Consider the following 22,482-nt stretch of genomic DNA (forward strand, 5'->3'; position numbering starts at 1 on the left):
AGCTGAGGTTCATTGCGTGCCGCACGCCCTCCACGGGCACGCCCTCACGGGTGCGCGGCGGGGAGCCTTCTGTGATCAGCGATCTGTCCAAGCTGCGCAACATCGGGATCAGCGCCCACATCGATTCGGGCAAGACGACGCTGACCGAGCGCATCCTCTTCTACACCAAGCGGATCCACGCCATCCACGACGTCAAGGGCAAGGACGGCGTCGGCGCGAAGATGGACTCGATGGACCTCGAGCGCGAGCGCGGGATCACCATCCAGTCCGCGGCGACGCACTGCTTCTGGAACGGGCACCAGATCAACGTCATCGACACGCCCGGGCACGTCGACTTCACGATCGAGGTCGAGCGCGCGATGCGCGTGCTCGACGGGGCGATCCTGGTGCTCTGCGCCGTCGCCGGCGTGCAGAGCCAGTCGCTCACCGTCGACCGCCAGATGCGCCGCTACGGCGTGCCGCGCATCGCGTTCGTGAACAAGTGCGACCGCGCCGGCGCGAACCCGCTGCGGGTCCGCGCGCAGCTGCGCGAGAAGCTCAACCTGAACCCGGTCCTCCTGCAGCTGCCGATCGGGCTCGAGGACAAGTTCGAGGGCGTCGTCGACCTCGTCACGCTGAAGTCCTACCGGTTCGAGGGGGCGAACGGCGAGAAGATCATCACCGGCGACGTCCCGGCCGACATGGCGGACGAGGTGAAGGCGGCGCGCGAGGAGATGCTCGACGCGCTCTCGATGTACTCCGACGAGCTCACCGAGGCGATCCTCGAGGAGCGCGTCACCGAGGAGCTCCTGTACAAGACGATCCGCGAGTCGACCGTGAAGCTCCAGATCGTCCCCGTGATGATGGGGTCGGCCTACAAGAACAAGGCCGTGCAGGTCCTGCTCGACGCCGTGACCCGCTTCCTCCCGAACCCCGGCGACATCACGAACAAGGCCGTCGACCTCGACAAGGACGAGGCCGTGGTCACGCTCGCGAGCGACTCGGAGAAGCCGCTCGTGATGCTCGCGTTCAAGCTCGAGGACGGCCGCTTCGGCCAGCTCACGTACCTCCGGATCTACCAGGGCAGCGTGTCCCGCGGGGTCGAGATCACGAACACCCGCACGGGCAAGCGCCACAAGGTCGGCCGGCTCGTCCGCATGCACGCGGACGAGATGGAGGACATCGAGGGCGCGAGCGCGGGCGACATCGTCGCGATGTTCGGCATCGACTGCAACTCCGGCGACACCTTCACGGACGGGACCGTGAGCGTCGCGATGACGTCGATGCACGTGCCCGCCCCGGTCATCTCGCTGACCGTGACGCCCAAGGACAACAAGTCCCAGGCGAACATGTCGAAGGCGCTGCGCCGCTTCACGAAGGAGGACCCGACCTTCCGCGTCGGGGCGGATCCGGAGAGCGGCGAGACGGTCATCGAGGGCATGGGTGAGCTCCACCTGGACGTCTACATCGAGCGCATGAAGCGCGAGTACTCGGCCGAGGTCATCACGAGCCCGCCGCGCGTCGCCTACCGCGAGACGATCACGCGCAAGGTCGACTTCAACTACACGCACAAGAAGCAGACCGGCGGCTCGGGCCAGTACGGCAAGGTCGGCGGCTACATCGAGCCGTGGGCCGAGGCGCCGTACCGGTTCGACGATCAGGTCGTCGGCGGCGCGATCCCGCGCGAGTTCATCCCGGCGGTCGACAAGGGCTTCCAGTCGATGCTCCCGAAGGGGCAGCTCATCGGCGCGCCCGTCACGGGCGTGTCCGTCACGCTGAACGACGGCGCGGCCCACTCGGTCGACTCGTCCGACATCGCCTTCCAGGAGGCCGCGCGCGGCGCCTGGCGCGAGACGTACCCCAAGGCCGGCCCGCAGATCCTGGAGCCGCTGATGAAGGTCGCCGTCGAGGGGCCGAGCGAGTTCCAGGGCGGCATCGTCGGCATCCTCATGCAGCGACGCGGCATCATCGTCGGTTCGACCGAGGCGGACGGCTTCTGCCGCGTCGAGGCGGAGGTGCCGCTGTCCGACATGTTCGGCTTCTCGACCGTCCTTCGTTCTGCGACCCAGGGCAAAGCCGAGTTCACGATGGAGTTCTCGCGCTATGCTCCCCTTCCGGCGGCGCTCTCGGAGGAGCTCATCAAGAAGTACCGGGAGGAGCAGGCCAAGAAGGCCAAGTGAGGGGGGTGGGCATGTACCGCAAAGAGGTGAACGAGCGGAGCCCGATGCGGGTCTTCGAGGGGTCGATGCACGGCGGCCTGGGCCGCGGCAACGTCGGCGTCATCGTCTCTCGGCCCGGCGTGGGCAAGACGGCGTTGCTCGTGCAGATCGCGCTCGACGATCTGTTCCGGGATCGCAGGGTCCTGCACATCTCGCACGAGAACGCGGTCGACCACGTCCGCGCGTACTACGACGAGATCTTCCACGACCTCGCGCAGTCGATGCGGCTCGAGGAGCCCGAGGCCGTCCGGCTCGAGGTCGAGCGGCACCGGCAGATCTACTCGCACCTCGGCCACGTGAAGGCGTCGCCCGACTCGCCCGAGCAGGCGGCGAGGCTGTGGGTCGAGAAGATGCTCGAGACGGTGGCGTTCGCGCGCGGCGTCGCCCACTTCGAGCCCGACGTGATCATCGTCGACGGCTTCGACGTGGCGGTGGCGTCCGAGCAGGCGATGGAGGCGCTCGGCCGCCTCGCCAAGGAGCGCTCCGCGGAGGTCTGGGTCGCGGCGCAGGTCGACGAGGCGGTCGCCCCGGGCAAGCTGCCGGCGGCGCTCGAGAAGGTCGAGCGCCACCTCAGCGTCGTCGTCTACCTGCAGCCGGAGCGCGACGTCGTCCGCCTGCGGCTGCTCAAGGACCACGGCAACAAGGACCTCGCCGATCTCCACCTGCGCCTCGATCCCCACTCGATGCGGGTCATCGACGAGGACGTGCGCCCCCCCTCGGAGCGGCCGAAGGACCCGCGGAAGTTCCGCCTGCACTCGGGCGGGGCCAAGGGGGCCGAGGCCGAGTTCGGCGCGTGCGCCGAGCGGTACGCGGTGCAGGAGCTGAACTACAGCTTCGAGGGCCACCGGCTCCTCGAGCGTCAGCGGGGCGTGGTCGTGCTCGGCGACGACGAGCTGCGCAAGGGCGACTTCAGCCTCGTCTACGTGTCGCGGCGCCTCGGCCGCGTGCTGAGCGAGATCCCGCTCGTGCGCAACATCCTCCAGACGATCTGGCACCAGATCAACGCGGCCAGCCAGGTCTTCGTCGTGGGGACGCTCCAGGACGACGGCACGGTGCGCGGCGGCACCGGCTGGGGCGCGGAGCTCGCGCGGCTCTGGAAGAAGCCGCTGTTCGTCTACGATCAGGAGAAGCGCGGCTGGTTCCGCTGGAGCGGCACGGCCTGGGAGATGGCGCGGCAGCCGAGCATCACCAGCGAGAACTTCGCCGGCATCGGCACGCAGGATCTCAACGACGCCGGCCGCGAGGCCATCCGCGATCTCTTCGCGCGGAGCTTCGGCGCGCCCGACTGAGCCGCGCGCGAGCGCTCTCCCGACAATCCCTCGGCGCGCCGGCTCGGCCGGCGCGCCGAGCGCTCCCTCGTCCCCCCGACATCTCCCGCCCTCACGGGGCGCGCCGGCGGCGCTTCGGCGCGCAGCAGGCCGGCGCGGGCCTGCTGCGCCGGGCCGATCAGGACGCGTGCTTCTGGATCAGCTGGGCCAGGCGGGGGACGGCCTCCTCGACGTTCTTCTTCGCCGAGCCGCGCAGCTTCTCGTAGGTGCCGCGCACCACGCCGCTCGTCGACGTCTTCGCCTTCTCATCGGTGACGCTGAGGAGCGCGTCGGCGACCCGCGAGCGGTTCGACGTCAGGTACGAGCTCGCACTGCCGCTGCGCGTGGCCTCGGCCCAGATGGGATCGAGCTTCGCGGCGAACTCGGGCAGGAGCTTCTCGACCACCTGGGCGATGAAGCCGGGCTTGATGCCCTTCACGGCCGCGTAGCCGGCCTTGACCGCCAGGCCGGAGAGCCCGCCCTTCGAAGCCACCTCCTCGTCGACAAGCGTGCAGCAGTCGGCGATGACCTGTGATTTCTTGTTCGCATCGAGCAGCGTTTCGCTGAGACCCATTCTCGAACTCCTCCGGGCGCTTCGGAGGCCGGACGCGGCCCCCAGACCCATGTCAGCGTGACCCCCGGCAGGGAGCCCCGACCCCGTCGAGCGGACCTCCGGCCCGCTCCCGACCACATCGAAGCGCGGCTCTTACCACAGCGGCTCAGAGGCAGGCATCGCAAGCGCCCACCCGGGAATCCTTCGGTCCAGGACGGTTCGCGCACCTCCTCGACCGTCCAGGATGACAACCCATCGCGCGTCCCGCGCTCGATTCCCGGGGAGACCCCATGCACGGGCGGCCCGAGCACGCCATACTCACGATGTAATTTAGATCACAGAATACGACGTGGCGGGTGCTCGGCGCCGTCACGGTGCGAGGCCTGCGGGGGGCTCATGGACGTCTACTGCGAAGTCTGCGGAATCGTCACCACGGTCTCGGGCGGCGCGCGCGGCGGGGCTGCGATCGAGTGCCGCGTCTGCGGCGGCGCGATGCACGGCGCGCGGAGGAGGGGCACGGCCGGGCTGCCGGCGGCGGGCGCCGGGGAGGGATCGAGCCGGCCTCCCCCGCCGCTCCGGCGGTCGAGCGCGCCCCCGGTGCCGCGGCACGACGACGACCCGACGATGATGGATCTCCGGTCGCTCGCCCTGAAGTCGTTCCTCGCGACCGATCCCGCCCCGAGGGCGGCGGCGGCGGCGGCGGGCTCGCCGCCGCCGGGGGGCGGCCCGGCCGCTCCGGCGGGCCTCACGGGGCTGGCGGCGGGGCGGGTCGCGGCGTCGACGCCGGTCGCGGTCGACGCGCCGCCGAGCGTGACCGACGTGCTGCGGGTCTACGGCGCGCTCGCGCCGGTCGCGGCGCCCTCGGGGGCGCGGCACCGGGCCCGCGTGCGCGCGCTCGTGGCGGCGTCGGCGGCCGTCGCGCTGGCGATCGCCGTCCTGGTCGCGCTGGTCGTCGCCCGTCAGCGGCTCCGCGCGCCGGAGGACGCGCTGTTGCCCGCCGCGCAGCGCGGCGTCTCCCGGGCCGGGGAGGTCGCGCGCGAGGTGAGCGCGCCGGCCGATGCGCCCGGGCAGCCCGGCGCGGCGCCGCGCGGGCGCGAGGCGCCGGCGTCTGGGTCCGACGAGGCCGGCGCAGCGGAGCGCGGCGCGGCGCCGGCGCCGGCCGCCGCGGCCAGGGCCGGGGCGAGCGCGGCCTCCGGCGCGGACGCTCGCACGGCCCCCAGCGCAGGCGTCCGCGCCCTCGCCGCGGCAGGCGCGCGCGCGGCATCCGCGTCGGGGGCCCGCGCCCGGCCTGCGCGCCCGCCGGCGCCGCCCCCCGCGCCGCCCGCGTCCGAAGAGGCGCCGCGGCCCGCGCCGCCCGTGTCGCTCACCGACGCGATGGCCGCCGCCGTCGCCGGCACGCCGCCGCCCGCCGCCGCGCAGCCGGAGCAGCAGGAGGACCGGAGCGAGGAGTAACCCGCGAGGCGCACTGGGCGAGCGTCAGCGCCGCGCGCCCGGCGAGCGTCAGCGCCGCGCCCTCCCGCGCCGCCGTCGCGCGACGCCGGCCGCGGCCACGGCCGCCGCGAGCAGCGGCCAGCGCGCCGCGCCCTCCGCGGTCGCGAGGCGGCAGCCGCAACCGGCGTCGTCCTGGATGCCGCCTCCGCCTCCGCCGTTGCCGCCTCCGCCGCTGACGCCTCCGCCCGCGCCGCCACCGCCGTTGCCGCCACCGCCGTCGCCGCCACCGCCGTCGCGGCCCCCGCCGTCATCGCCTCCGGCGCCCGCAGCGCCTGCGCCTCCGGCGCCCGCTGCGCCCGCCCCGCCGTAGCCGGCGCTGCCGCTCGAGGGGCCGCCCCCGGCCCCGGCCACGTCGGTGGGGCCCTCGTCGAAGTACGCGCCGCACGCCGGCCCGACGACCAGCCCGTCGCGCGCCGCGAGGGCGAGCGCGTAGACGCCCGCGCCGAACCCGATCATCGGCGCGTTGAACTTGTAGGCGCCGCTCGTCTCGTCGTACGTCTCCGCGATCGCGAGGTAGTTCGCGGACGACTGGTCGAGCACCCACCGGAGCAGCCTGTCCGAGCGCGCCTCGTCCCCCATGAGCCGCGCGGCGACCGCGCCGCGCAGATCGGTCACGACCCACTCGGCGCTGTCGTACTCGCTGCCCCAGGGGCTCAGGTCGCTCGCGCCCGCGTGATCGAAGCGGTCGTCGTTCCGGGACCACCCGGCGCCCGCCGGGACGCGCAGGTGCTCGTCGAGCCCGGCGAGCGTGGCGGCGGCGATGCGGCCCCGCGGATCGAACAGGCCCATCGCGATCCCCTCGAGCACCGCCGCGTCCCAGTAGCCCGCGCCCGCCTCGAGCTCCTCCAGGCTCGCGGCGAGCGCGCCCGAGGCGTCCGTGAGCCGCGCGGCGATCGCGGCGCGCAGCCGGTTCGCGGCGTCGCGGTACCCCGCGGCCCGCTCCGCCTCGCCGCGCCGCGCCGCGATGTCCGCCGCGTCGCACAGGCCGCGCGCCGCGGTGATGCTCGTGTACGCGAAGGAGCGCTCGCGCCCGTTCCAGTGGGTCTCCCAGATCGACGAGTCCTTCCGGACGAGGCCGGTGTCCGGGTCGATGAGCGCGACGAGTGCGTCCGCGACCTTGGCCGACGCTTCGGCCCAGCGCTCGTCCACGAAGGCCGTGTCGCCGGTGAGCTCCTCGTAGCGGCGCAGCGCCCAGAGGAACAGGCCGAACCCGTCGAACTCGAGGTTCGGGCCGAAGTCGTTGAAGTCGGTCTCCTCGACCCCGAAGCCGTAATAGCGCACCAGGCTGATCTGGTAGGGCGGCATGTCGTACGACGCGAGCTCGTTCCAGCGCTGGAAGCGCCCCGCCTCCGCGTCGAGGTAGTAGCTCAGCGCGTCGCGCGCCTCGGCCTCCATGCCGAGGGCCGCCATCGCCACCGTGGCGTAGGCGCCGTCGCGGATCCAGGCGACCGTCCACTCGCCCGGCGGGAGGCTCGCGAGCACCGCGCCGCGGCCGCGGTGGGCGACCGTCGCCGGCAGCGCCGCGGGCTCGCCGCCGAGCGTCGCGCCGAAGCGCGTGGCGCGCGGCTCGTGGTCGCGCGTCAGGTGCTCGCGCAGGAAGGCGTGGTTCTCGCGGGACTGCGCCATCCGGAGCATCACGGCCGACTGCCGGAGCAACGCCGTCTCCTCGGGCGTCGCCGTGGGCGGCACCTTCACCGAGCCCTGGAACGCGCGGTACGCGGCGATCTCGCCCGCGACCACCTCGGCCGCGCCCTTGTCGCCGACGTACGCGTCGAGGGCGCCCTGCACGAGCGGATCCGCCGCGCCCGAGGGGTCGCCGTGGTGGGCGAACGCCACGCCGACCCACCGCGCCTCGCCGGGCGCGATGCTGCCGAGGTCCCACTGGAACGCGCTCACGGATCCGTCCGAGGTCGGCGCGACCCCGTCGAGGTCCGGGAGGTCGGCGACGGCGCCGCCCGCGACGATCCGGTAGACGTTGAGGTCCGCCGGGCTGCTCGCGCTCGACGCGCCGTGGCGCGCGACGGGCGCGAGCGCGCGGGCGGCGACCACGCCCGCGAAGGCGCGCTCGAGGAAGTCGCGCCGGCCGTCGCTCGCGTCGTAGGCGACGGTCTCGCCCGACTCGCCGATGTCGGCCATCACGCCCGGGCGCCCGAAGCCGAGGTGGAAGTTGTGCAGCGAGAACGCCGACACGCCCTCCGCCGGCACGTCGCCCCGGTTCTCGACGCGCATCGCCATCACGAACCCCGCCTGCGCGAGGCCCTGCGGCGCGAAGAAGAACTGCGCGCACTCGAGGTTGCCGACCCGCTGGACCATCGTGACGACGCCCGTGCCGCCGCGCTCCCCGCCGGTCCAGCCGGCGTAGCCGCTCGCGTCGAGATCGACCGGGACGTCGGTCAGCCAGCGCTGCCTGCCGTCGGAGCGCAGCCCGAAGTACGCGTCGTAGAGCAGGTCGCGCGTGGCCACGGCCTGCGGCTGGTTGCCGACCCAGACCTCCGCGCCGCGCGCGTCGAGGAGCGGCTCCTCGGTGGCGAACAGGTGCTCGCGGAAGTGGGTGAGCCTCGCCGCGCCGAGATCGAGGAGCACCGCGCCGAACCCGTTCGACGAGGGCAGCCGGAAGAACGTGCGCCGCACCGGCGCCTCGGCCCGCGCCTCGCCGGGGGCCGCGATCGCCGCCGCGGCGCCGAGCGAGAGGAGCGCGGCGCCGAGCGCATGGAGGGCGCCACGGGCGGCGCGAGGCGGGGCGTTTCGTTGGTGCCCAAAATATTCCCGTGCCGGGGTCCGGCGATGCATCCGCGGCACTTTACAGGAATGACCGTCGTCCCGGCGCGCCGGCTCGCCGGCGGCCGCTCAAAATGCTGCAACGCGCCCCCCGGCGTGGTAACGGCATGCCCATGACAAAACTGCCTGCGTTGATCCTCGTGGTCTCGGCGCCCCTCGCGGCCTTCGCGGCCGGATGTGGCTCCGATCCGCAGCCGCCGGCGAATGTCGGCGGCACCGTCGCGCCCCCTCCGGTGGCGAGCACCGCGGCGCCCGCCCCGAAGCAGGACACCGCCAAACCGACGAGCGGGTCCATCCGCATCGACGACAAGATCCTCAAGGCCTGCGGCGATCTGCCGACGGCCCGCTTCGCGTTCGACTCGACGGCCATCGAGGGCGAGGCGGCGAGCGCGCTCGACGCGCTCGCGCGCTGCTTCGTCTCGGGTCCGCTGAAGGGCAAGGGGATGAAGCTCATCGGCCACGCCGATCCCCGCGGCGAGACGGAGTACAACCTGGGCCTCGGCCAGAAGCGCGCCGGCAGCGTCGCGGAGTACCTCGCCAAGAAGGGCCTCGAGCAGGGCCGCATCGCGACCTCGTCGAAGGGCGAGTTCGAGGCGACCGGCACGGACGAAGAGGGCTGGGCGCGCGACCGGAAGGTCGACATCCTGCTGGCGGACTGAGCGCCGCGCCGCGCGCCGGCGCGCGACGATGTGAAGAGGGCCACGGCCGCGCTTCCAGGTGAGAGAGGGGGCCGCGGCCGCAAACTGCACTGGACGGGGCCGCGCGCGCGCATCCCCGACGAGCCGATTCCCTGACCCGAAGAGATCGACATGGCCTTCCTGCAAAGCGCCCCCGAGGCGGCGACGGCGGTCCCGATCAAGCTCGATCCCGTCTCCCTGATCCTCCACGCCTCCGGTCCCGTCTTCCTGGTCGTCTGGCTGCTGATCTTCGCGGCGATCCTCGTCTGGGTGATCGCCGTCCTCAAGGTCCTCCAGCTGGCCCGGCTCTCGGCGCAGCAGGCGCGGTTCGAGCAGGAGTCGGCGCACGCCCACTCGCCCGATCAGCTGTTCGCGCTCGCGCAGCGGCACGCGGACGCGCCGGGCGCCCGCGTCGTGCTGGAGCTCAGCCGCCGCGCCGGGACGGGCAAGCTCCTCGAGTCGATCGCGAAGCGCGCGATCGTGACCGAGACGCAGCGGGCGAGCTCGCTCATGCCGACGCTCTCGTCGATCGCGGCGGCGTCGCCGTTCATCGGCCTGTTCGGCACCGTCTACGGGATCATGGACGCGTTCCTCCGCATCGGTCAGCAGAAGAGCGCGTCGCTCCCGGTCGTCGCCCCGGCCATCGGCGAGGCGCTCATCGCGACCGCGATCGGGCTGTTCGCCGCGATCCCCGCGGTCATCGCCTACAACGCGCTCAACAAGCGCATCGACGACCTGCTCGCCGCGCTCGAGGCGGCGAGCGAGGGCTGGGTGGAGATCGCGTCGCTGTCGGCGCGGGGGATCCAGGAGTCCATCCCGCTGGCGCTCCAGCGGACGAGCGACCGGCCGACGCCGGTGATGCCGAAGGGCTGAGGGGCGGGGCCGGTCATGGCGATGTCGGTCGGCGGAGGGCGCAGGCGGCGGGGCGGCGGGTTCAGCGAGATCAACGTTACGCCGCTCGTGGACGTGATGCTGGTGCTCCTCGTGGTGTTCATGGTCACCGCCCCGCTGCTCACGGCCGGGCTGCGGGTCGAACTGCCCAACGTCTCCGCCGAGGAGGCGCCGACCAAGGACACGAAGCTCGTCGTGACCGTCACGAAGGAGGAGAAGATCCTCTTCGGCGAGGACGACGCGACCGCCGACATCGAGGGCGTGCTCGCGTCGAACGGGCGCGTGCAGAAGGAGAAGGAGCTCTACATCCGCGCCGACAAGGACGCCCGCTACGGCGCGGTGGCGCGGGTCGTGGCCGCCGCCCGGGCCGCCGGGGTCGAGGGGCTGAACCTCCTCGTCCAGCCGGAGCTCGAGCCCGAGGGCGCGGCGCCTCCGCCCGGCAGCGCGGCGCCGCGGCCCAACGGCGCGGCGACTCCGCCCGGCGGCGCGGCGCCGCGGCCCGGGGGAGCGGCGCCTTGAGCACGGCCGCGGCGCGCGCGCCGCGACCGACGCCGCCGGGGCAGCGCCGGCCGAGGAGCGACTTCCGCCCGCGGGACGTCGCGCTCGCCGTCGCGGTGGCGGCGGCCGTGCAGGCGGGCGCCGCCGTGGCGATCACCTTGGCGGACCTCTCGGTGCCGGCCGCCGCGCCCGAGATCGACAAGGGGCCGAGCGTCCCGGTGAAGGTGATCCCGGTGCTCGACATGGACACGCCGCTGCTCAAGCTGGGCGGCAAGCGCGACAAGATGAAGCTGCCCGACCGGTGGGTGCGCCAGACGCCCAAGCCGCGCGTCGAGCAGAAGGCGTTCGTCTCGCCGGACGCGGGTAAGAAGGAGGAGGACATCCCGCCGCCGGAGATCAAGGTCGCCGACGCGGGCACCGCGCCGCCGCCCCCCGACGCCGAGGTCGCGAAGCAGGTCGACATCGAGCTCGATCCGAAGATCGACGCGGGCGAGGCCCCCAACGTCGACCAGGAGGGGCACGCGGACGGCGTGAAGGAGGGGACGGAGACCGATCCCCTCAAGGCGCGCGCGGTGGATCTGTACCTGGCCCGCATCGCGGGCTGGTTCTCGAGCAGGTTCCGCGTGAACGGCTCGGGGCTCCCGCCGGAGGAGCTCACGAAGCACAAGCCGCGCGCGGTGATCGTTTTGTCGGACGGGCAGATGGTGAGCTACACGCTGACGCCGAGCGGGAATCCCGTCTTCGACGCGGCCGCGCGGGCGACGCTCGAGGGGGCGAAGGGACAGGCGCTGCCGCCGCCGCCCGAGAACTATCCCGACCTCGGTCAGAAGCAGGTCAGCGTCACCTTCGTCTGTCGGGAGAACACATGCGACTAGCTCAATACGCCCTCGGCGCGCTGGCGCTCGCCGCCGCCGCCCTCGCTGCCCCCCCTGCTCCGGCGCAGGCGCCGGCCTCGACCGCGCCCCCCAACGCCGAGGAGATCCTCGGCCACATCACGGTCGTCGCCGGCGCGTCGCGCCCGCTCCCGAAGATCGGCGTCCTGCCGTCGCTCGTCTCCGACCCCGAGGACGTGACGCTCCACAGCGTGGTCCGGCGCGACCTCGAGCTCTGCGGCGAGTTCGAGGTGCTGCCCGACAGCGCCGCGCCCGACGGCCTGTACCTCTCCGACAGCCCGGTGGACGTGAAGGCGTGGTCCGCGAAGGGGGTCGAGGCGGTCGTCAGCGTGCGCGGCAAGAAGCTCGGCGCGGACAAGGCCGAGCTCGTCGGCCAGGCGTTCCTGGTGAACCGCGGGCAGGCCCCCGTGTTCGACAAGAAGTTCATCGTGCCGCTCCGCGACGTCCGGTTCGAGTCGCACCGGGTGGCCGACCAGCTCATCGGCGCCCTCACCGGCCAGAACGGCGGCTTCGCCAGCCACATGACGTTCGCCTCGGGCTCGGGCTCGCTTCGCCGCGTCTTCACGATCGACGCCGACGGGCACGACGCCAAGGCGGTCTCCCCGCCGGATCAGACCGCCATCGCCCCCGCGTTCGGGAAGGGCGAGCAGCTCTACTACGCGGCGAGCGTGAAGGGCGACGAGTACAAGATCTTCACGCCGGCGGGCGGCCCGCAGGCGCTGCCCGTGAAGGGCTCGGTCTACGGGATCGCCTTCTCCAAGGATCGCTCCCAGGTCGCGCTCAGCATCGGCGTCGGATCGACGATCAAGCTGTTCTCCGGGCCCGACTTCCAGAGCATCAAGCCGGCGTCCGAGGTGGGGATGGCGCTCCACCCGGCGTTCACGCCGACCGGCAAGCTCGCCTTCTCCGGCGAGGGCCGGTACGGGCAGCGCATCTACGTGGGCGGCAAGGCGATCTCGCCGGAGGGGCTCTTCGCGTCGGCGCCCACGTTCTGCAACCACCCCGACGGGGTGAAGGCGATCTACGCCGTCGGGGTCGGCAAGAACACCGACCTCGTCGTCTCCGGGGAGACGGGCGGCGGCCTCGCGCGGTTGACCCAGAACCAGGGCAGGAACGGGTACCCGGCCTGCAGCCCCGACGGGCGGCTCGTGGCCTTCTTCTCCACGCGCACGTCCGGCGAGGGCCCCGGGCTCTACATCATGCGCGTCGACGGGCAGCGCCCGAAGCGCATCTCCAACCTGCTCGGGGACTCGCTGCGCTGGGATCCCCTTCCTCCCGGCAAGGCCGTCGAGGCGAAGAACTGACCCGAGCGCGCGCGCCGTCCCGACACGAGCTCCGCTGAGCCGAGCCCGGCGGTGGCGTGTAGAACGGGCGCGCGGCGTGCGGACGCTGCACACGCTGTGGCAAGGCGTCCCGCACGGTCGGCCCCCCGCTCCAATGGACGGCACGCCGCGGGCGGCGCGGCCAGGACGTCCGCGCGCGGGATCGGCGGGCGTCTCGTCGCGGCTGGATCCAGGGGCTCGCCGTCCGGCAACTTCTCCGGCCCAGGCGCGTCTTACGAAGGTCGTTCCCGCGCGAGCGCGCGCGTCTCCGCACCGGGCGGAGCGCCATGAGACCGCGCCCTGGGTCACCGCTTCTTTGGCCCGCTGCGTCGGCCGCGGTTAGCCTCCGGACTGCTCAGGGGTGAGTTGGCTGGAAAGTTGCACCGGACTGGCCGTAGACCGCCCTGGTCAGCCAGCGAGACGAACATGGAGAAGAGCATGGTGTCGAGCCGTATCTGGACCGCCATCGCGATCGTCTGGACCTTCTGCGCCGGTGGCTGCAGCTCGGTGGAGGCGGTCCAGGAAGCGAAGATCAGCGAGCAGGGGGGCTTCCGGGATCCGGAGCAGCGGCTCGCCCCGGGAGAGGACGGGGGCTACTGCAGCGCCGAGGTGCTCCGCTGGCAGTACGATGAGCCGTCGGCGACGCTCCGGCTCGCGGATGCTCGGTTGATGCTCGATTGCTGCGGCAAGCGCGCGATCCACGTCGAGAAGATCGACAGCCTCTACGAGGTCACCGAGCGCGACGAGCCGGACGACGCCGAGGGGCGCTGCAGCGAGCAGTGCGCCTTCGACCTGTCGGTGGGCGTGCAGGACGTCCCGCGGGGCGAGATCTACGTGAAGCTGCTGCGCGACGTCGTCGATCGGCAGGGCAGCCCGGGCGTGGTCTGGAGCGGCACCCTCGACCTGGACGTCGCCGCGGGCGCGGTCGTCCTCGACGATGCCCCCGCGGACGCCGGCTGCCAGGAGCAGAGCCCGCCGCGCCGGCGCAGCACGACCGTCGCCGCGAGGTGACGACGTCGCCCGCGTCGCCCCGCCGCGACCGGCATTGCGGGATCGCGGCCGGGTCGGCGACGCACCTCGACAGACCGGACGGAGGTGGGATGGTGGAGCAGGTCGACCGACCATGACGGCTTAGGTCAGACGACCGAGCGTACTCTGCCACTTTCACCTGGACTTTTATTCCACGAACGCGTAGATCACACCCGAATGTGCGTGCAGCTGCTCCGGGGTGCAGCGTGCATGCGCCACCTACCCACGTCTGCCTGCGACTGAATCCGGGGCATGTGCCGCGGAAACGGATTGCGACTTCTTATCGAAGCCCCTGCTTCTTCATTTTGGGCGTATTTTAACAGTGGGGCGGGATAGCCAAGGACGTCGGGGCATGAAGTACGTGGGGGCCTGCAGGGCGCTTGCAACGGTTGGATCGCTGGTTCTTCTGAGCGCGTGTCTGGAGACGGAGCCCGCGCAGGTCGGGACCGTGAGCGAGGCCGGCGGATTCGTGGATCCGGAGCGGAGGCTCGCCGTCGACGGGGAGGAGAGCTACTGCGGCGCCGAGGTGCTGCGCTGGCGCTACGATCCGTCGACCGGCTCCCTGAAGGTCGCGGACAGCCGGCTCTTGCTGAACTGTTGCGGCCAGCGTGCGATGCACGTGGACCGGATCGACAGCATCTACGAGATCACCGAGAGGGACGAGCCCGATGCGGCGAGCCCGCGGTGCGACTCGGTCTGCGCGTTCGACTTCGCGGTCTCGATCCCCGAGGTCGCCGCGCGCAAGGTGTACGTGCGGCTGCTGCGGGACGTCGTCGACGCGCAGGGCAGCGCGGAGCTCATCTGGCAGGGGGAGATCGACGCCCGGAAGCTGTCCGGCGAGGTGGTGCTCGACCACGCCGCCGCTCCGGGCGAGGCCTGCAGCGGCTCGTCCCTGTGATCGCTCGCCGCTCCGGCGCGGGGGCGGTCCCGTCGCGCGCGAGCTGTCGGCGAGCGTGCGCTCGCGCCGGCGGCCGCGCGGTTGCGTGACGAGCGCTGCATCTTCGACGGAGCACGCGGCCGCGGGACGGCCCAGCGGCGCGAAGGAAGGCTAGGCGGCCGCGATCACGCGTCGACGGTGTCGGCGACGCCGAGGTCGCCCTCCGCGCGCGCGAACGGCTCGTCGGCGCGGCCGTCCGCCGTCAGTCGATCAGCGTGCGGGCGGGGCGACCCGGCTCGCACTTCACGAGCGTCGCGGTCAGCTCGAGCGTCTCGGGGAGCGTGCCCTGCACCTGCGCGACGACCTGCTCGACCACGTGCTGGGCCTCGTCCAGGTTGGGACCCACGATCGAGACGACGAACGTGAGCGGGCCGGTGCGCCCGGCCGCGGCCGGCGTCAGGCTGAGCAGCAGCGTCTGGGTCAGGTCGACGACCTGGAGCGCCGCCTTGCGCAGCGCGAGCATCTCGAGGATCGTCGGCCGCAGGCTCACGAGGCCGTTCTGGCCGCGGAGCTCGAAGCGCGCGATCTGCATCGGCACCTCGGCCCACTCGGCGAAGAAGCCGTCCTCGTCGATGGCCTTCATCAGGTGCTCGCGCACGAGGAGCCCCGTGAGGCCGTCGCGCCGCGCGAGGTAGCGCTTCGCCTTGTCGTGGTGCGGCGAGTCCGGTCCGAACGTGACCACCATGAGGCGGCACTCCCCGAGCTGCACCTCGGCGCCGTGGAGCAGCGAGACCTGCGCCTTGCGCTCGAACGGGAAGTCCGCGTACGTGCCGTTCGTGCTGTTCAGATCCTCGACCAGCCACGAGCCCGTCTGCCAGCGGAGGAGCGCGTGCGATCCGGAGACGGTCGCCTCGGCCAGGACGAGATCCTGATCGCTGCGGCGGCCGATCGAGAGCACCGGCTTCTGCAGAGGGAACAGCGTGGCGACGCTGTCGGGCGCGTTCGTGGCGTACGTGATGAGCAGCGACTGCGCGCCGGGGGTGAACTGCGTCTTGATGGCCCGCCCGGGCGCAGGGCCGGGATCGATGCGCTCGCGCGGCAGCTGGATCGGCGCGGTCGTGGTCTGCGTCGGGTTGAAGAACCGCATGTGCCGCGCCTGCGGGCGCATCTGCGGATCCGGGTTGAGCGCGCGGAAGATCTGCCTGATCTCATCGTTCGTCAGCGCGGCGGGCACGTCGAACGTGATCTGCTGCTTCATCGTCTTGAGCCGCGGCTTGTAGCCGGGCTCGGGGACGCGGCAGGTCCACATCTCCCAGAGCGTCAGCGCCGCGGCGTAGACGTCGTCCTCGGGGCTCGCGCCGCCGTTGCGCAGCCGCTCCGGCGACATGTAGTGAGGCGTGCCGCCGTCCGGCGGCGCCCCCGGCTTGCGCACGGCCGCGCGCGCGCGCTCCTTCGCGAAGCCGAAGTCGAGGATGACGGCGCGATCGTCGGCGACCATCACGTTGCCGGGCTTCAGATCGCCGTGCACGAGCCCCTGCTGGTGGATGGCGGCGAGCCCCGCGCAGACGTCGGTCGAGATCTTGCGGAACTCGTCGGCGCTGAAGCCGCCGGACGTCTTGCGCTTGCGGATGTGGTTGTGGAGCGTCTGCCCGGGGATGTACTCCATCACGAGGATGGGCCCCCACGGGCTCGGCGCGAGGTCGTGCACGCGGCAGACGTTCGGGTGGCGCGCCTTCTGGGCGAGGATCACCTCCTGCCGCAGCGCCTCGTCGTCGCCCGGCATGGCGGAGGCCTCGGGCACCACCTTGAGCGCCACCTGCTGCTGGGTGAGGCGATCGAAGGCCAAGAACACCTCGCCCATGCCGCCTTTGCCGATGCTCTTCAGGACCTCGTACCGGTCGTTGATGACCGTTCCGACGTCGATGGGAGGGAGGGGATCTTTGGTCACGGCCACGGGCGCACGAAGGGTGAGGAAGAGCTCCGCGCCGGCGCCGAAGCTGAACCGCCGGCACGCCGATACGGACTGCGCGCAGGGTCGTCCATTCGAGCCCCGGGCGCAACGAGTCGTTGCACATGCGCTGCGGCTTGCCCATTCGGCGCGGCGCGGAGCGGCCGCGGGCCGCCGTCAGGCCGCCGGCGCGCGGCCGCCACGGCCGCCGGCGCGCGGCCGCCACGGCCGCCGGCGCGGGCCCGCCGGCGCGGCCGACCGCGCGCAGCGGCCGGCTGCGCGCGGCCGCCCGCGGCGCCCGCCCGCGGGAGGGCGCCGCCCAGCGCGTTGTTCACAGGAGGGAGCCGCCCGGCGCGCTGTTCAGGAGAACGGCCGCGCCGTGTGGGCGTGGTTCAGCGGGCCGTGGCCGTGGCCGAGCCCCGGCGCGGCGCGCATCGCCTCGCGGAGGTAGCGGCGCGCACGCGCGATCGCCGGGACGAGGGCGAGGCCCTGGGCGAGGCCGGCGGCGATGGCCGAGGCGAGCGTGCAACCCGTGCCGTGGGTCGCGCGCGTCTCGATGCGCGCGTCCTCGAACAGCTGCTCCCCGCCGGGGTGCCCGGAGGCGCCGGGCTCCGGCGCGGTCCGGAGGACGTCGACGACGACGGCGCCAGGGAGGTGGCCCCCCTTCAGCAGCACGGCGCGCGGGCCCATGGAGAGCAGCTGCGCGGCGGCGCGGCGCATCGCGTCCACGCTGTCGATGACCGTGCCGGTCAGCGCCTCGGCCTCGGGGATGTTCGGCGTGAGCAGCGCGGCGAGCGGCAGGAGCCGGCCGCGCAGGGCGCCCTCGGCGTCGGGCACCAAGAGGCGCGCGCCCCCCTTGGCGACCATCACGGGGTCGACCACGAGCGGCGCGCCGCGGCCGAGGCGCTCGTAGACGCGCGCGACCTCGTCGATGACCTCGGCCGAGTGGAGCATGCCGGTCTTGATCGCGTCGGCGCCGATGTCGTCGAGCACGAGCTCCATCTGGCGGCCGATGAAGTCGGGCGGCACCGGGAACACGCCGGCGACGCCGCGGGTGTTCTGCGCGGTGAGCGCGGTGATCGCGGTCGCGCCGTACGCGTCGAGCGCCGTGACCGCCTTGAGATCCGCCTGGATGCCAGCGCCGCCGCCCGAGTCGGACCCGGCGACGATGAGGACGCGGCCCTTCATGGAGCCCCCGGGCCGCGGAGGGCGGCCAGCCATGTGTCGTTCATGGGCATCCGCCGCCGCGCGTCAATAGTGCTTGTCGAGGACCGCCGGATCGGTCGTTGTCGAGAACACCGTGTCGCAGCGACGGCACCGGTATTTCACCTTCGTCGGCCGCGCCGAGATCCCGAACGCGAGCTGGATGTACCCCATGACGCGGTATTCTGCCTCGGCGCTCACCATGTAGTGATCACGGCCGTGTCCGCAGGGGCACTGCACCGGCTCGGACGTCGTGCGGTTGCGATAGGGCATGGAAGGTGTGCTCGGCGACATGCGCTTTCAGGGTAGTCTAGGGGGTCTGCGGCGGACGTCGAGGGGGGCGTCGCGGAACAGGGCAGACGGGAGGCGGGCGGCGTGAGCAGAAAGCTCGCGCGTGCTGGCGCCGCCTCGCGCGGCGGCCCCGTCGGGAGACCGGCGCTTTGCGCCCCGCCGCGGACCGAATAGGACGTGCCGCATGCGCGCCGCACTCCGCGCCGAGCGTCTGGTGAAGCGGTACGGCGACTTCACGGCCGTGGACGGGATCGATCTCGCCGTACACGCCGGGGAGATCGTCGGCCTGCTCGGGCCGAACGGCGCGGGCAAGACGACGACCCTGCGGATGCTCGCCGGCATCCTGTCGCCCACCGCCGGGCGCGTCCTCGTCGGCGGCGTCGACCTCGCCGCGAGGCCGCTCGAGGCGAAGCAGCGGATCGGCTTCCTCTCGGGCGACACCCAGCTCTACCAGCGGCTCACGCCCCGCGAGGTGCTCCGCTACTTCGGCCGGCTGTACGGCATGGGCGAGGCAGCGCTCTCGCGCCGCATCGACGCGCTCGTGGCCGATCTCGAGATGGAGGCGTTCGCCTCGCGGCCGTGCAGCACGCTGTCGGCGGGGCAGAAGCAGCGCGCCAACATCGCGCGCGCCTTCCTTCACGAGCCCGAGGTGCTCATCCTCGACGAGCCGACGACCGCGCTCGACGTGATCAGCGGCCGCTTCATCGTCGAGTCGATCCGGCGCGAGCGCGCGGCGGGCAGGGCGGTCCTCTTCTCGACGCACATCATGGGCGAGGCCGAGTACCTCTGCGACCGGATCGCCCTCTTGCACGAGGGGCGCATCGCCGACAGCGGCGCGCTGCCGGAGCTCCTCGAGCGCACCGCCACCGCGAACCTGACCGACGCGTTCCTGTACCACGTGGAGCGGAGCCGCCCGCGCGAGGCGCGCGACGACTCAGGGAGCGCCGGCGCGGCTGCTCCGGGAGGGCCGGCGCGGTGAGGCTCGCCATCGTCTGGACCATCCTGCGCAAGGAGCTCGTCGAGTCGCTCCGGGATCGGCGCACCCTCGTGCGCCTCGTCCTCGTGCCGATCCTCCTCTATCCGCTCTTCGCGCTCGCGATGAGCAAGCTCGTCGGCTCGGAGGCGGCGGCTCGCGAGGCGCGCTCGTCGCGGATCGCGGTGTGGGGCGAGCTGGCCGAGGACCTCTCGACGCGGCTCTCGTCGGCGTCGAAGCTCGAGCTCGTGCCGTGGGCCGGCGCGCCGCCGGAGGTGCGCGAGGGGCTCCGCTCCGGGGCGCTCGCGCCGCCGGCGGACCCTCCACCCCGAGCCGAGGACGAGGCGCCCGGGGCCGAGGACCCGCGGCCGCGGTGGATCGAGCCGGACAACCCCGTGCTCGCCGCGGCGCGCGCCGCGGTGAGCGCGCGCGACGTCGACGCGGTGCTCGTGCCGTGGCCGTCGCTGGGGGCCGAGCTCGGGCGCGGCGGGAAGGGCGCGGTCGCGATCTACTTCGACTCGGTGCGCGCCGACTCGGCCACGGCGGAGGCGCGCCTCGCGGGCGCGCTGCGGCGCGCCCGCGGCGGCATCGTCGCCGAGCGCGAGGCCGCGCGCGGCCTGCCCGAGGGGTTCTCGATCGCCTACGACGTCGTGCCGCGCGACGTCGCGGAGGACAGCCGCAAGGTCGGCCAGATCCTCGGCTCGATGATGCCGATGATGCTGATCCTGATGTCGCTCCTCGGCAGCTTCCTTCCGGCGATCGACCTCACGGCGGGCGAGAAGGAGCGCGGCACGATGCAGACGCTGCTCTGCGCGCCGGTGCGATCCATCGAGATCATCTCGGGGAAGTTCCTGGCCGTGTGGATCATCTCGCTGCTCACGGCGCTCGGTAACGTGGTGAGCCTGTCGCTCACGGTGAGCCGGATGCTGCCGGACGTGATGGTCGTCGATCCCTGGATCTTCGCGCTGACGTTCGCGCTGCTCGTGCCGGTCACGCTCCTGTTCTCGGCGCTGTTCCTCGCCCTCGCCGTGTTCGCGAAGGACTTCAAGGACGGCCAGAACGCGCTCATGCCGGCGTACCTGCCGCTCTCGCTGCTCGCCGGCATCACGGCCCTGCCGGTGGTCGAGCTCAACCCGTGGACGGCTTACGCCCCGGTCCTCAACATCGCGGTGCTGATCAAGGCGCTGTTCGTCGGGGAGGCGCCGGTCGATCTCCTGTTCACGGCGCTCCTCTCCTCGGCGCTCTACGCCTGCCTCGCGCTCCTCTTCGCGGCGCGCGTCTTCGAGCGCGAGAACGTGCTGCTCGGCGGCCAGGAGTCGGCGGCCGCGGTGCTGGGCCTCCGGCGTCGGGCCGGCGGGGCGCCGTCGGCCGGGTTCTCGCTCGCGGCGTTCGCTGGCGTCCAGGTGCTCTTCTTCTACGGCAGCCTGCTCATCGCCCGCGCCAGCGTGGCGGTCCAGCTCGCGGTCTCGCAGGTCGGCTTCTTCCTCGCCCCGACGCTCGCGCTGGTCGCCGGCTTCGGCTACTCGCCGCGGGCGACGCTCGGCCTCCGGCGGCCCTCGGTCCGGGGCCTCGCCGGGGCGCTGCTCCTCGGGGCGTCGGCGTGGGCCGCGATCGGCGGCACCGTCCTCCGGTGGTTCCCCCCGCCCGAGCCGTTCGTCCGCGAGCTCGGCGAGCTCGTGCTGCTCGGCGGGCAGCCGTACCTGGTCGTGCTGCTGCTCGTCGCGGTGACGCCGGCCGTCTGCGAGGAGCTCCTGTTCCGCGGCCTCGTCTATGCCGGGCTGCGCCGCGCCGGGCCCGCCGTGGCGATCGGCGTGTCGGCGCTCCTCTTCGGGCTCGCGCACGGCTCGGTGTACCGGCTCCTGCCGACGCTCTCGCTCGGGCTGGTGCTCGGCTACGCGCGCCACCGCACCGGCTCGGTGCTGCCCGGGGCGCTGCTGCACGCCTTGAACAACGGGCTCGCGGTGTCGCTGCTCTATTTCAAGCCGCCGTCGGTGCAAGGGATCGTCGAGGGAGAGCTGCTGCCGTGGAGCGTGACGGCCGCAGCGGCGGTCGTCTCGCTGGCCGGGCTGCTCCTGCTCCGGTCGGCATCGCCGGGAGCGCCGGAAGAGGACGAGCGCCGCGGGGACGGGGAGCCGAGGGACCCTGAGGGCGGGAAGCAGGAAACTATTAATTAAAACAATAGCTTGCCACCATCGTGGGGACGCTTCCGGCGAGGGCGGTCCTCACCGGGGCGGGAGTGGGCCGAGGCTGGCGGGTGCGGCGGTGATGTGAGACGTCGCCCAGAGATGGCTGAATCGCGTGTCTTGCGCCGGTCGCCCGCTGGGGTACGGACATCGATGTGCACGCACGCTTCCTTGTGGGGCTCGTTGCGGCGGCGATGATCTCGGCGCTGTCCTGCTCGCCCGGCGGCCCTACCCTCGCGGACCTCGGGGGAACCGCGCTGATGGCGCCCCCGGCGCCGGCCGTCGTCGGCGGAGCGCCGGCCCTCGCGGGAGCAGCGCCGGCCCTCGCGGGAGCAGCGCCGGCCCTCGCGGGAGCAGCGCCGGCCCTCGCGGGAGCGGCGACGGTGGACGCCGGCGGCGCGCCGACCCTGGCTGAGCCAGCGCCCGCCATCGCCGGCGGAGCTCCCGCGGCGCCGCCGGCGGCGTCGTCGGGATGGGCCGGCCCCTGGGTCGAGCAGCTCGCCGACGCCGCCGGGCTGCGCGAGCGGCCGCCGCGGGCGCAGCGCCAGTGGAACCACATCGCCGCGGCCGCAGGCGCGGATTGCCGCGACGCGCTCAAGCAATCCGGCGCGCGGTTCCAGGCGCTGCCGGACGTCGCGAAGCCCAACAAGAAGGGGTGCGGCATCCCGCGCGGCGTGCTGCTGACGCGCGGCCCGACCGGCATCGTTTACTCGCCGCCGCTGCAGGTCGATTGCTCGCTCGCCCTCCGGCTGGCCGATATCGAGCGCGTGATCCAGGAAGAGGCGGAGACGCACCTGGGCTCGCCGATCGCCCGCATCAGCACCCTGGGGAGCTACGCCTGCAGGGAAGTGGTCGGCAGGATGCGAAGGTGGAGCGAGGGGCTGAGCGAGCACTCGTTCGGCAATGCATTCGATATCTCGCGCTTCTCGCCGAAGCGCGGGCGCGCGATCAGCGTGCTCCGCGATTACGTGCTCTACGGGAGCGACCCGACCACCCGCGAGGCGCGCTTCCTCCGGGGCGTGACCCGCCGCCTCCGCGCCGAGGGGGCGGCCGCGCGCGTCCTCGGGCCGGATTTCGACGCGAGCCACCGGGACCACCTGCACATCGATTGCGGCACGCCGCGCTGGTACTGAGCCACGGGCGCGCGCCTCAGGGCTGCCGCGGCCTCGCGGCGCCGGCCTTCGCCAGCTTCTTCGCGTAGCTCATTGAGATGCTCAGTTCCTACGTTGCAGCCATCGCCAACGGATGGAGTGAATGCCATGCAGGACGTCTCGGTGCTTGGGCTGGGCGTGATAGCGACATCGGCCCGCAGGAGAGCGGCTGTGACGTGAAGTGGACCTCTCGATAAGCCCGCGCGAAACGAGGGCAGG

General features: G+C 73.0%; 18 protein-coding genes. 13 read left to right on the forward strand and 5 right to left on the reverse strand.

Features of this window, described 5'->3' with window-relative positions:
* Positions 1 to 71: 71 nt before the first annotated feature.
* Both fusA and WME83_RS04530 read left to right on the forward strand, forming a co-directional pair.
* Complete coding sequence (fusA, locus tag WME83_RS04525) at positions 72 to 2,159, forward strand: elongation factor G (protein ID WP_437318017.1); 2,088 nt, start codon at positions 72 to 74, stop codon at positions 2,157 to 2,159.
* A gap of 11 nt (positions 2,160 to 2,170) precedes the next feature.
* Positions 2,171 to 3,487, forward strand: a complete 1,317-nt coding sequence (locus WME83_RS04530) for a hypothetical protein (RefSeq protein ID WP_437318018.1) — start codon at positions 2,171 to 2,173, stop codon at positions 3,485 to 3,487.
* Between the two features lie 157 nt (positions 3,488 to 3,644).
* Here WME83_RS04530 and WME83_RS04535 read toward each other — a convergent pair whose 3' ends face one another.
* On the reverse strand, positions 3,645 to 4,079 hold the full coding sequence (locus tag WME83_RS04535) for a DUF6918 family protein (protein ID WP_437318019.1): 435 nt from the start codon (positions 4,077 to 4,079) through the stop codon (positions 3,645 to 3,647).
* A 375-nt stretch (positions 4,080 to 4,454) separates the two neighbouring features.
* Between WME83_RS04535 and WME83_RS04540 the strand changes: the two genes are divergently transcribed.
* Positions 4,455 to 5,510: a hypothetical protein gene (locus WME83_RS04540; protein WP_437318020.1), complete on the forward strand. Its 1,056-nt coding sequence runs from the start codon at positions 4,455 to 4,457 to the stop codon at positions 5,508 to 5,510.
* A 48-nt stretch (positions 5,511 to 5,558) separates the two neighbouring features.
* Here the strand turns inward: WME83_RS04540 and WME83_RS04545 are convergent, their stop codons facing one another.
* Complete coding sequence (locus tag WME83_RS04545; protein WP_437318021.1) at positions 5,559 to 8,339, reverse strand: glycoside hydrolase family 15 protein; 2,781 nt, start codon at positions 8,337 to 8,339, stop codon at positions 5,559 to 5,561.
* Positions 8,340 to 8,440: 101 nt separating this feature from the next.
* Between WME83_RS04545 and WME83_RS04550 the strand changes: the two genes are divergently transcribed.
* The 7 genes from WME83_RS04550 to WME83_RS04580 all read left to right on the forward strand — a co-directional run bounded on the left by WME83_RS04550 (position 8,441) and on the right by WME83_RS04580 (position 14,535).
* A complete protein-coding gene (locus tag WME83_RS04550) occupies positions 8,441 to 8,986 on the forward strand; it encodes an OmpA family protein (protein WP_437318022.1) in 546 nt (181 codons plus the stop codon).
* 150 nt (positions 8,987 to 9,136) lie between these two features.
* Positions 9,137 to 9,877 carry a MotA/TolQ/ExbB proton channel family protein gene (locus tag WME83_RS04555; RefSeq protein WP_437318023.1) on the forward strand — a complete coding sequence of 247 codons (741 nt, stop codon included), beginning with the start codon at positions 9,137 to 9,139 and terminating at the stop codon, positions 9,875 to 9,877.
* Positions 9,878 to 9,892: 15 nt separating this feature from the next.
* Positions 9,893 to 10,414: a biopolymer transporter ExbD gene (locus tag WME83_RS04560; protein WP_437318024.1), complete on the forward strand. Its 522-nt coding sequence runs from the start codon at positions 9,893 to 9,895 to the stop codon at positions 10,412 to 10,414.
* Complete coding sequence (locus tag WME83_RS04565) at positions 10,411 to 11,268, forward strand: TonB C-terminal domain-containing protein (protein WP_437318025.1); 858 nt, start codon at positions 10,411 to 10,413, stop codon at positions 11,266 to 11,268. Before WME83_RS04560 ends, WME83_RS04565 begins: the two co-directional genes overlap by 4 nt.
* Positions 11,259 to 12,590: a tolB protein gene (locus WME83_RS04570; RefSeq protein ID WP_437318026.1), complete on the forward strand. Its 1,332-nt coding sequence runs from the start codon at positions 11,259 to 11,261 to the stop codon at positions 12,588 to 12,590. The genes WME83_RS04565 and WME83_RS04570 overlap by 10 nt, the downstream gene beginning before the upstream one ends.
* A gap of 444 nt (positions 12,591 to 13,034) precedes the next feature.
* On the forward strand, positions 13,035 to 13,619 hold the full coding sequence (locus tag WME83_RS04575) for a hypothetical protein (protein ID WP_437318027.1): 585 nt from the start codon (positions 13,035 to 13,037) through the stop codon (positions 13,617 to 13,619).
* A gap of 370 nt (positions 13,620 to 13,989) precedes the next feature.
* A complete protein-coding gene (locus WME83_RS04580; protein ID WP_437318028.1) occupies positions 13,990 to 14,535 on the forward strand; it encodes a hypothetical protein in 546 nt (181 codons plus the stop codon).
* Positions 14,536 to 14,776: 241 nt separating this feature from the next.
* On the opposite strand, the gene WME83_RS04585 is transcribed toward WME83_RS04580, so the two are convergent.
* From WME83_RS04585 to WME83_RS04595, 3 genes are all read right to left on the reverse strand, one after another.
* The gene (locus tag WME83_RS04585; RefSeq protein ID WP_236644444.1) at positions 14,777 to 16,462 is read right to left on the reverse strand and encodes an FHA domain-containing serine/threonine-protein kinase; all 1,686 of its coding nucleotides are present in this window, start codon (positions 16,460 to 16,462) and stop codon (positions 14,777 to 14,779) included.
* A 360-nt stretch (positions 16,463 to 16,822) separates the two neighbouring features.
* A complete protein-coding gene (thiD, locus tag WME83_RS04590) occupies positions 16,823 to 17,650 on the reverse strand; it encodes a bifunctional hydroxymethylpyrimidine kinase/phosphomethylpyrimidine kinase (RefSeq protein ID WP_437321961.1) in 828 nt (275 codons plus the stop codon).
* A 63-nt stretch (positions 17,651 to 17,713) separates the two neighbouring features.
* Entirely contained in the window at positions 17,714 to 17,938 is a 225-nt protein-coding gene (locus WME83_RS04595; protein WP_437318029.1) for a hypothetical protein, read from the reverse strand.
* Between the two features lie 202 nt (positions 17,939 to 18,140).
* Between WME83_RS04595 and WME83_RS04600 the strand changes: the two genes are divergently transcribed.
* The 3 genes from WME83_RS04600 to WME83_RS04610 all read left to right on the forward strand — a co-directional run bounded on the left by WME83_RS04600 (position 18,141) and on the right by WME83_RS04610 (position 22,245).
* A complete protein-coding gene (locus WME83_RS04600; RefSeq protein WP_437318030.1) occupies positions 18,141 to 18,935 on the forward strand; it encodes an ABC transporter ATP-binding protein in 795 nt (264 codons plus the stop codon).
* Positions 18,932 to 21,103, forward strand: a complete 2,172-nt coding sequence (locus tag WME83_RS04605) for an ABC transporter permease subunit/CPBP intramembrane protease (protein ID WP_437318031.1) — start codon at positions 18,932 to 18,934, stop codon at positions 21,101 to 21,103. Before WME83_RS04600 ends, WME83_RS04605 begins: the two co-directional genes overlap by 4 nt.
* Positions 21,104 to 21,285: 182 nt before the next feature.
* Entirely contained in the window at positions 21,286 to 22,245 is a 960-nt protein-coding gene (locus tag WME83_RS04610; protein WP_437318032.1) for an extensin-like domain-containing protein, read from the forward strand.
* Positions 22,246 to 22,482: the final 237 nt, after the last annotated feature.

This window comes from Sorangium sp. So ce385, assembly GCF_051474135.1.
In the GTDB taxonomy this organism is placed as follows: domain Bacteria; phylum Myxococcota_A; class Polyangia; order Polyangiales; family Polyangiaceae; genus Sorangium; species Sorangium cellulosum_D.

Excerpts from the sequence above, each read along its gene's own strand:
- WME83_RS04530 (WP_437318018.1), top strand. The coding sequence starts at position 2,171 with ATGTACCGCAAAGAGGTGAACGAGCGGAGCCCGATGCGGGTCTTCGAG.
- WME83_RS04535 (WP_437318019.1), bottom strand. The coding sequence starts at position 4,079 with ATGGGTCTCAGCGAAACGCTGCTCGATGCGAACAAGAAATCACAGGTC.
- WME83_RS04540 (WP_437318020.1), top strand. The coding sequence starts at position 4,455 with ATGGACGTCTACTGCGAAGTCTGCGGAATCGTCACCACGGTCTCGGGC.
- WME83_RS04545 (WP_437318021.1), bottom strand. The coding sequence starts at position 8,339 with ATGCATCGCCGGACCCCGGCACGGGAATATTTTGGGCACCAACGAAAC.
- WME83_RS04550 (WP_437318022.1), top strand. The coding sequence starts at position 8,441 with ATGACAAAACTGCCTGCGTTGATCCTCGTGGTCTCGGCGCCCCTCGCG.
- WME83_RS04555 (WP_437318023.1), top strand. The coding sequence starts at position 9,137 with ATGGCCTTCCTGCAAAGCGCCCCCGAGGCGGCGACGGCGGTCCCGATC.
- WME83_RS04560 (WP_437318024.1), top strand. The coding sequence starts at position 9,893 with ATGGCGATGTCGGTCGGCGGAGGGCGCAGGCGGCGGGGCGGCGGGTTC.
- WME83_RS04570 (WP_437318026.1), top strand. The coding sequence starts at position 11,259 with ATGCGACTAGCTCAATACGCCCTCGGCGCGCTGGCGCTCGCCGCCGCC.
- WME83_RS04575 (WP_437318027.1), top strand. The coding sequence starts at position 13,035 with ATGGAGAAGAGCATGGTGTCGAGCCGTATCTGGACCGCCATCGCGATC.
- WME83_RS04580 (WP_437318028.1), top strand. The coding sequence starts at position 13,990 with ATGAAGTACGTGGGGGCCTGCAGGGCGCTTGCAACGGTTGGATCGCTG.
- thiD (WP_437321961.1), bottom strand. The coding sequence starts at position 17,650 with ATGAAGGGCCGCGTCCTCATCGTCGCCGGGTCCGACTCGGGCGGCGGC.
- WME83_RS04595 (WP_437318029.1), bottom strand. The coding sequence starts at position 17,938 with ATGCCCTATCGCAACCGCACGACGTCCGAGCCGGTGCAGTGCCCCTGC.
- WME83_RS04600 (WP_437318030.1), top strand. The coding sequence starts at position 18,141 with ATGCGCGCCGCACTCCGCGCCGAGCGTCTGGTGAAGCGGTACGGCGAC.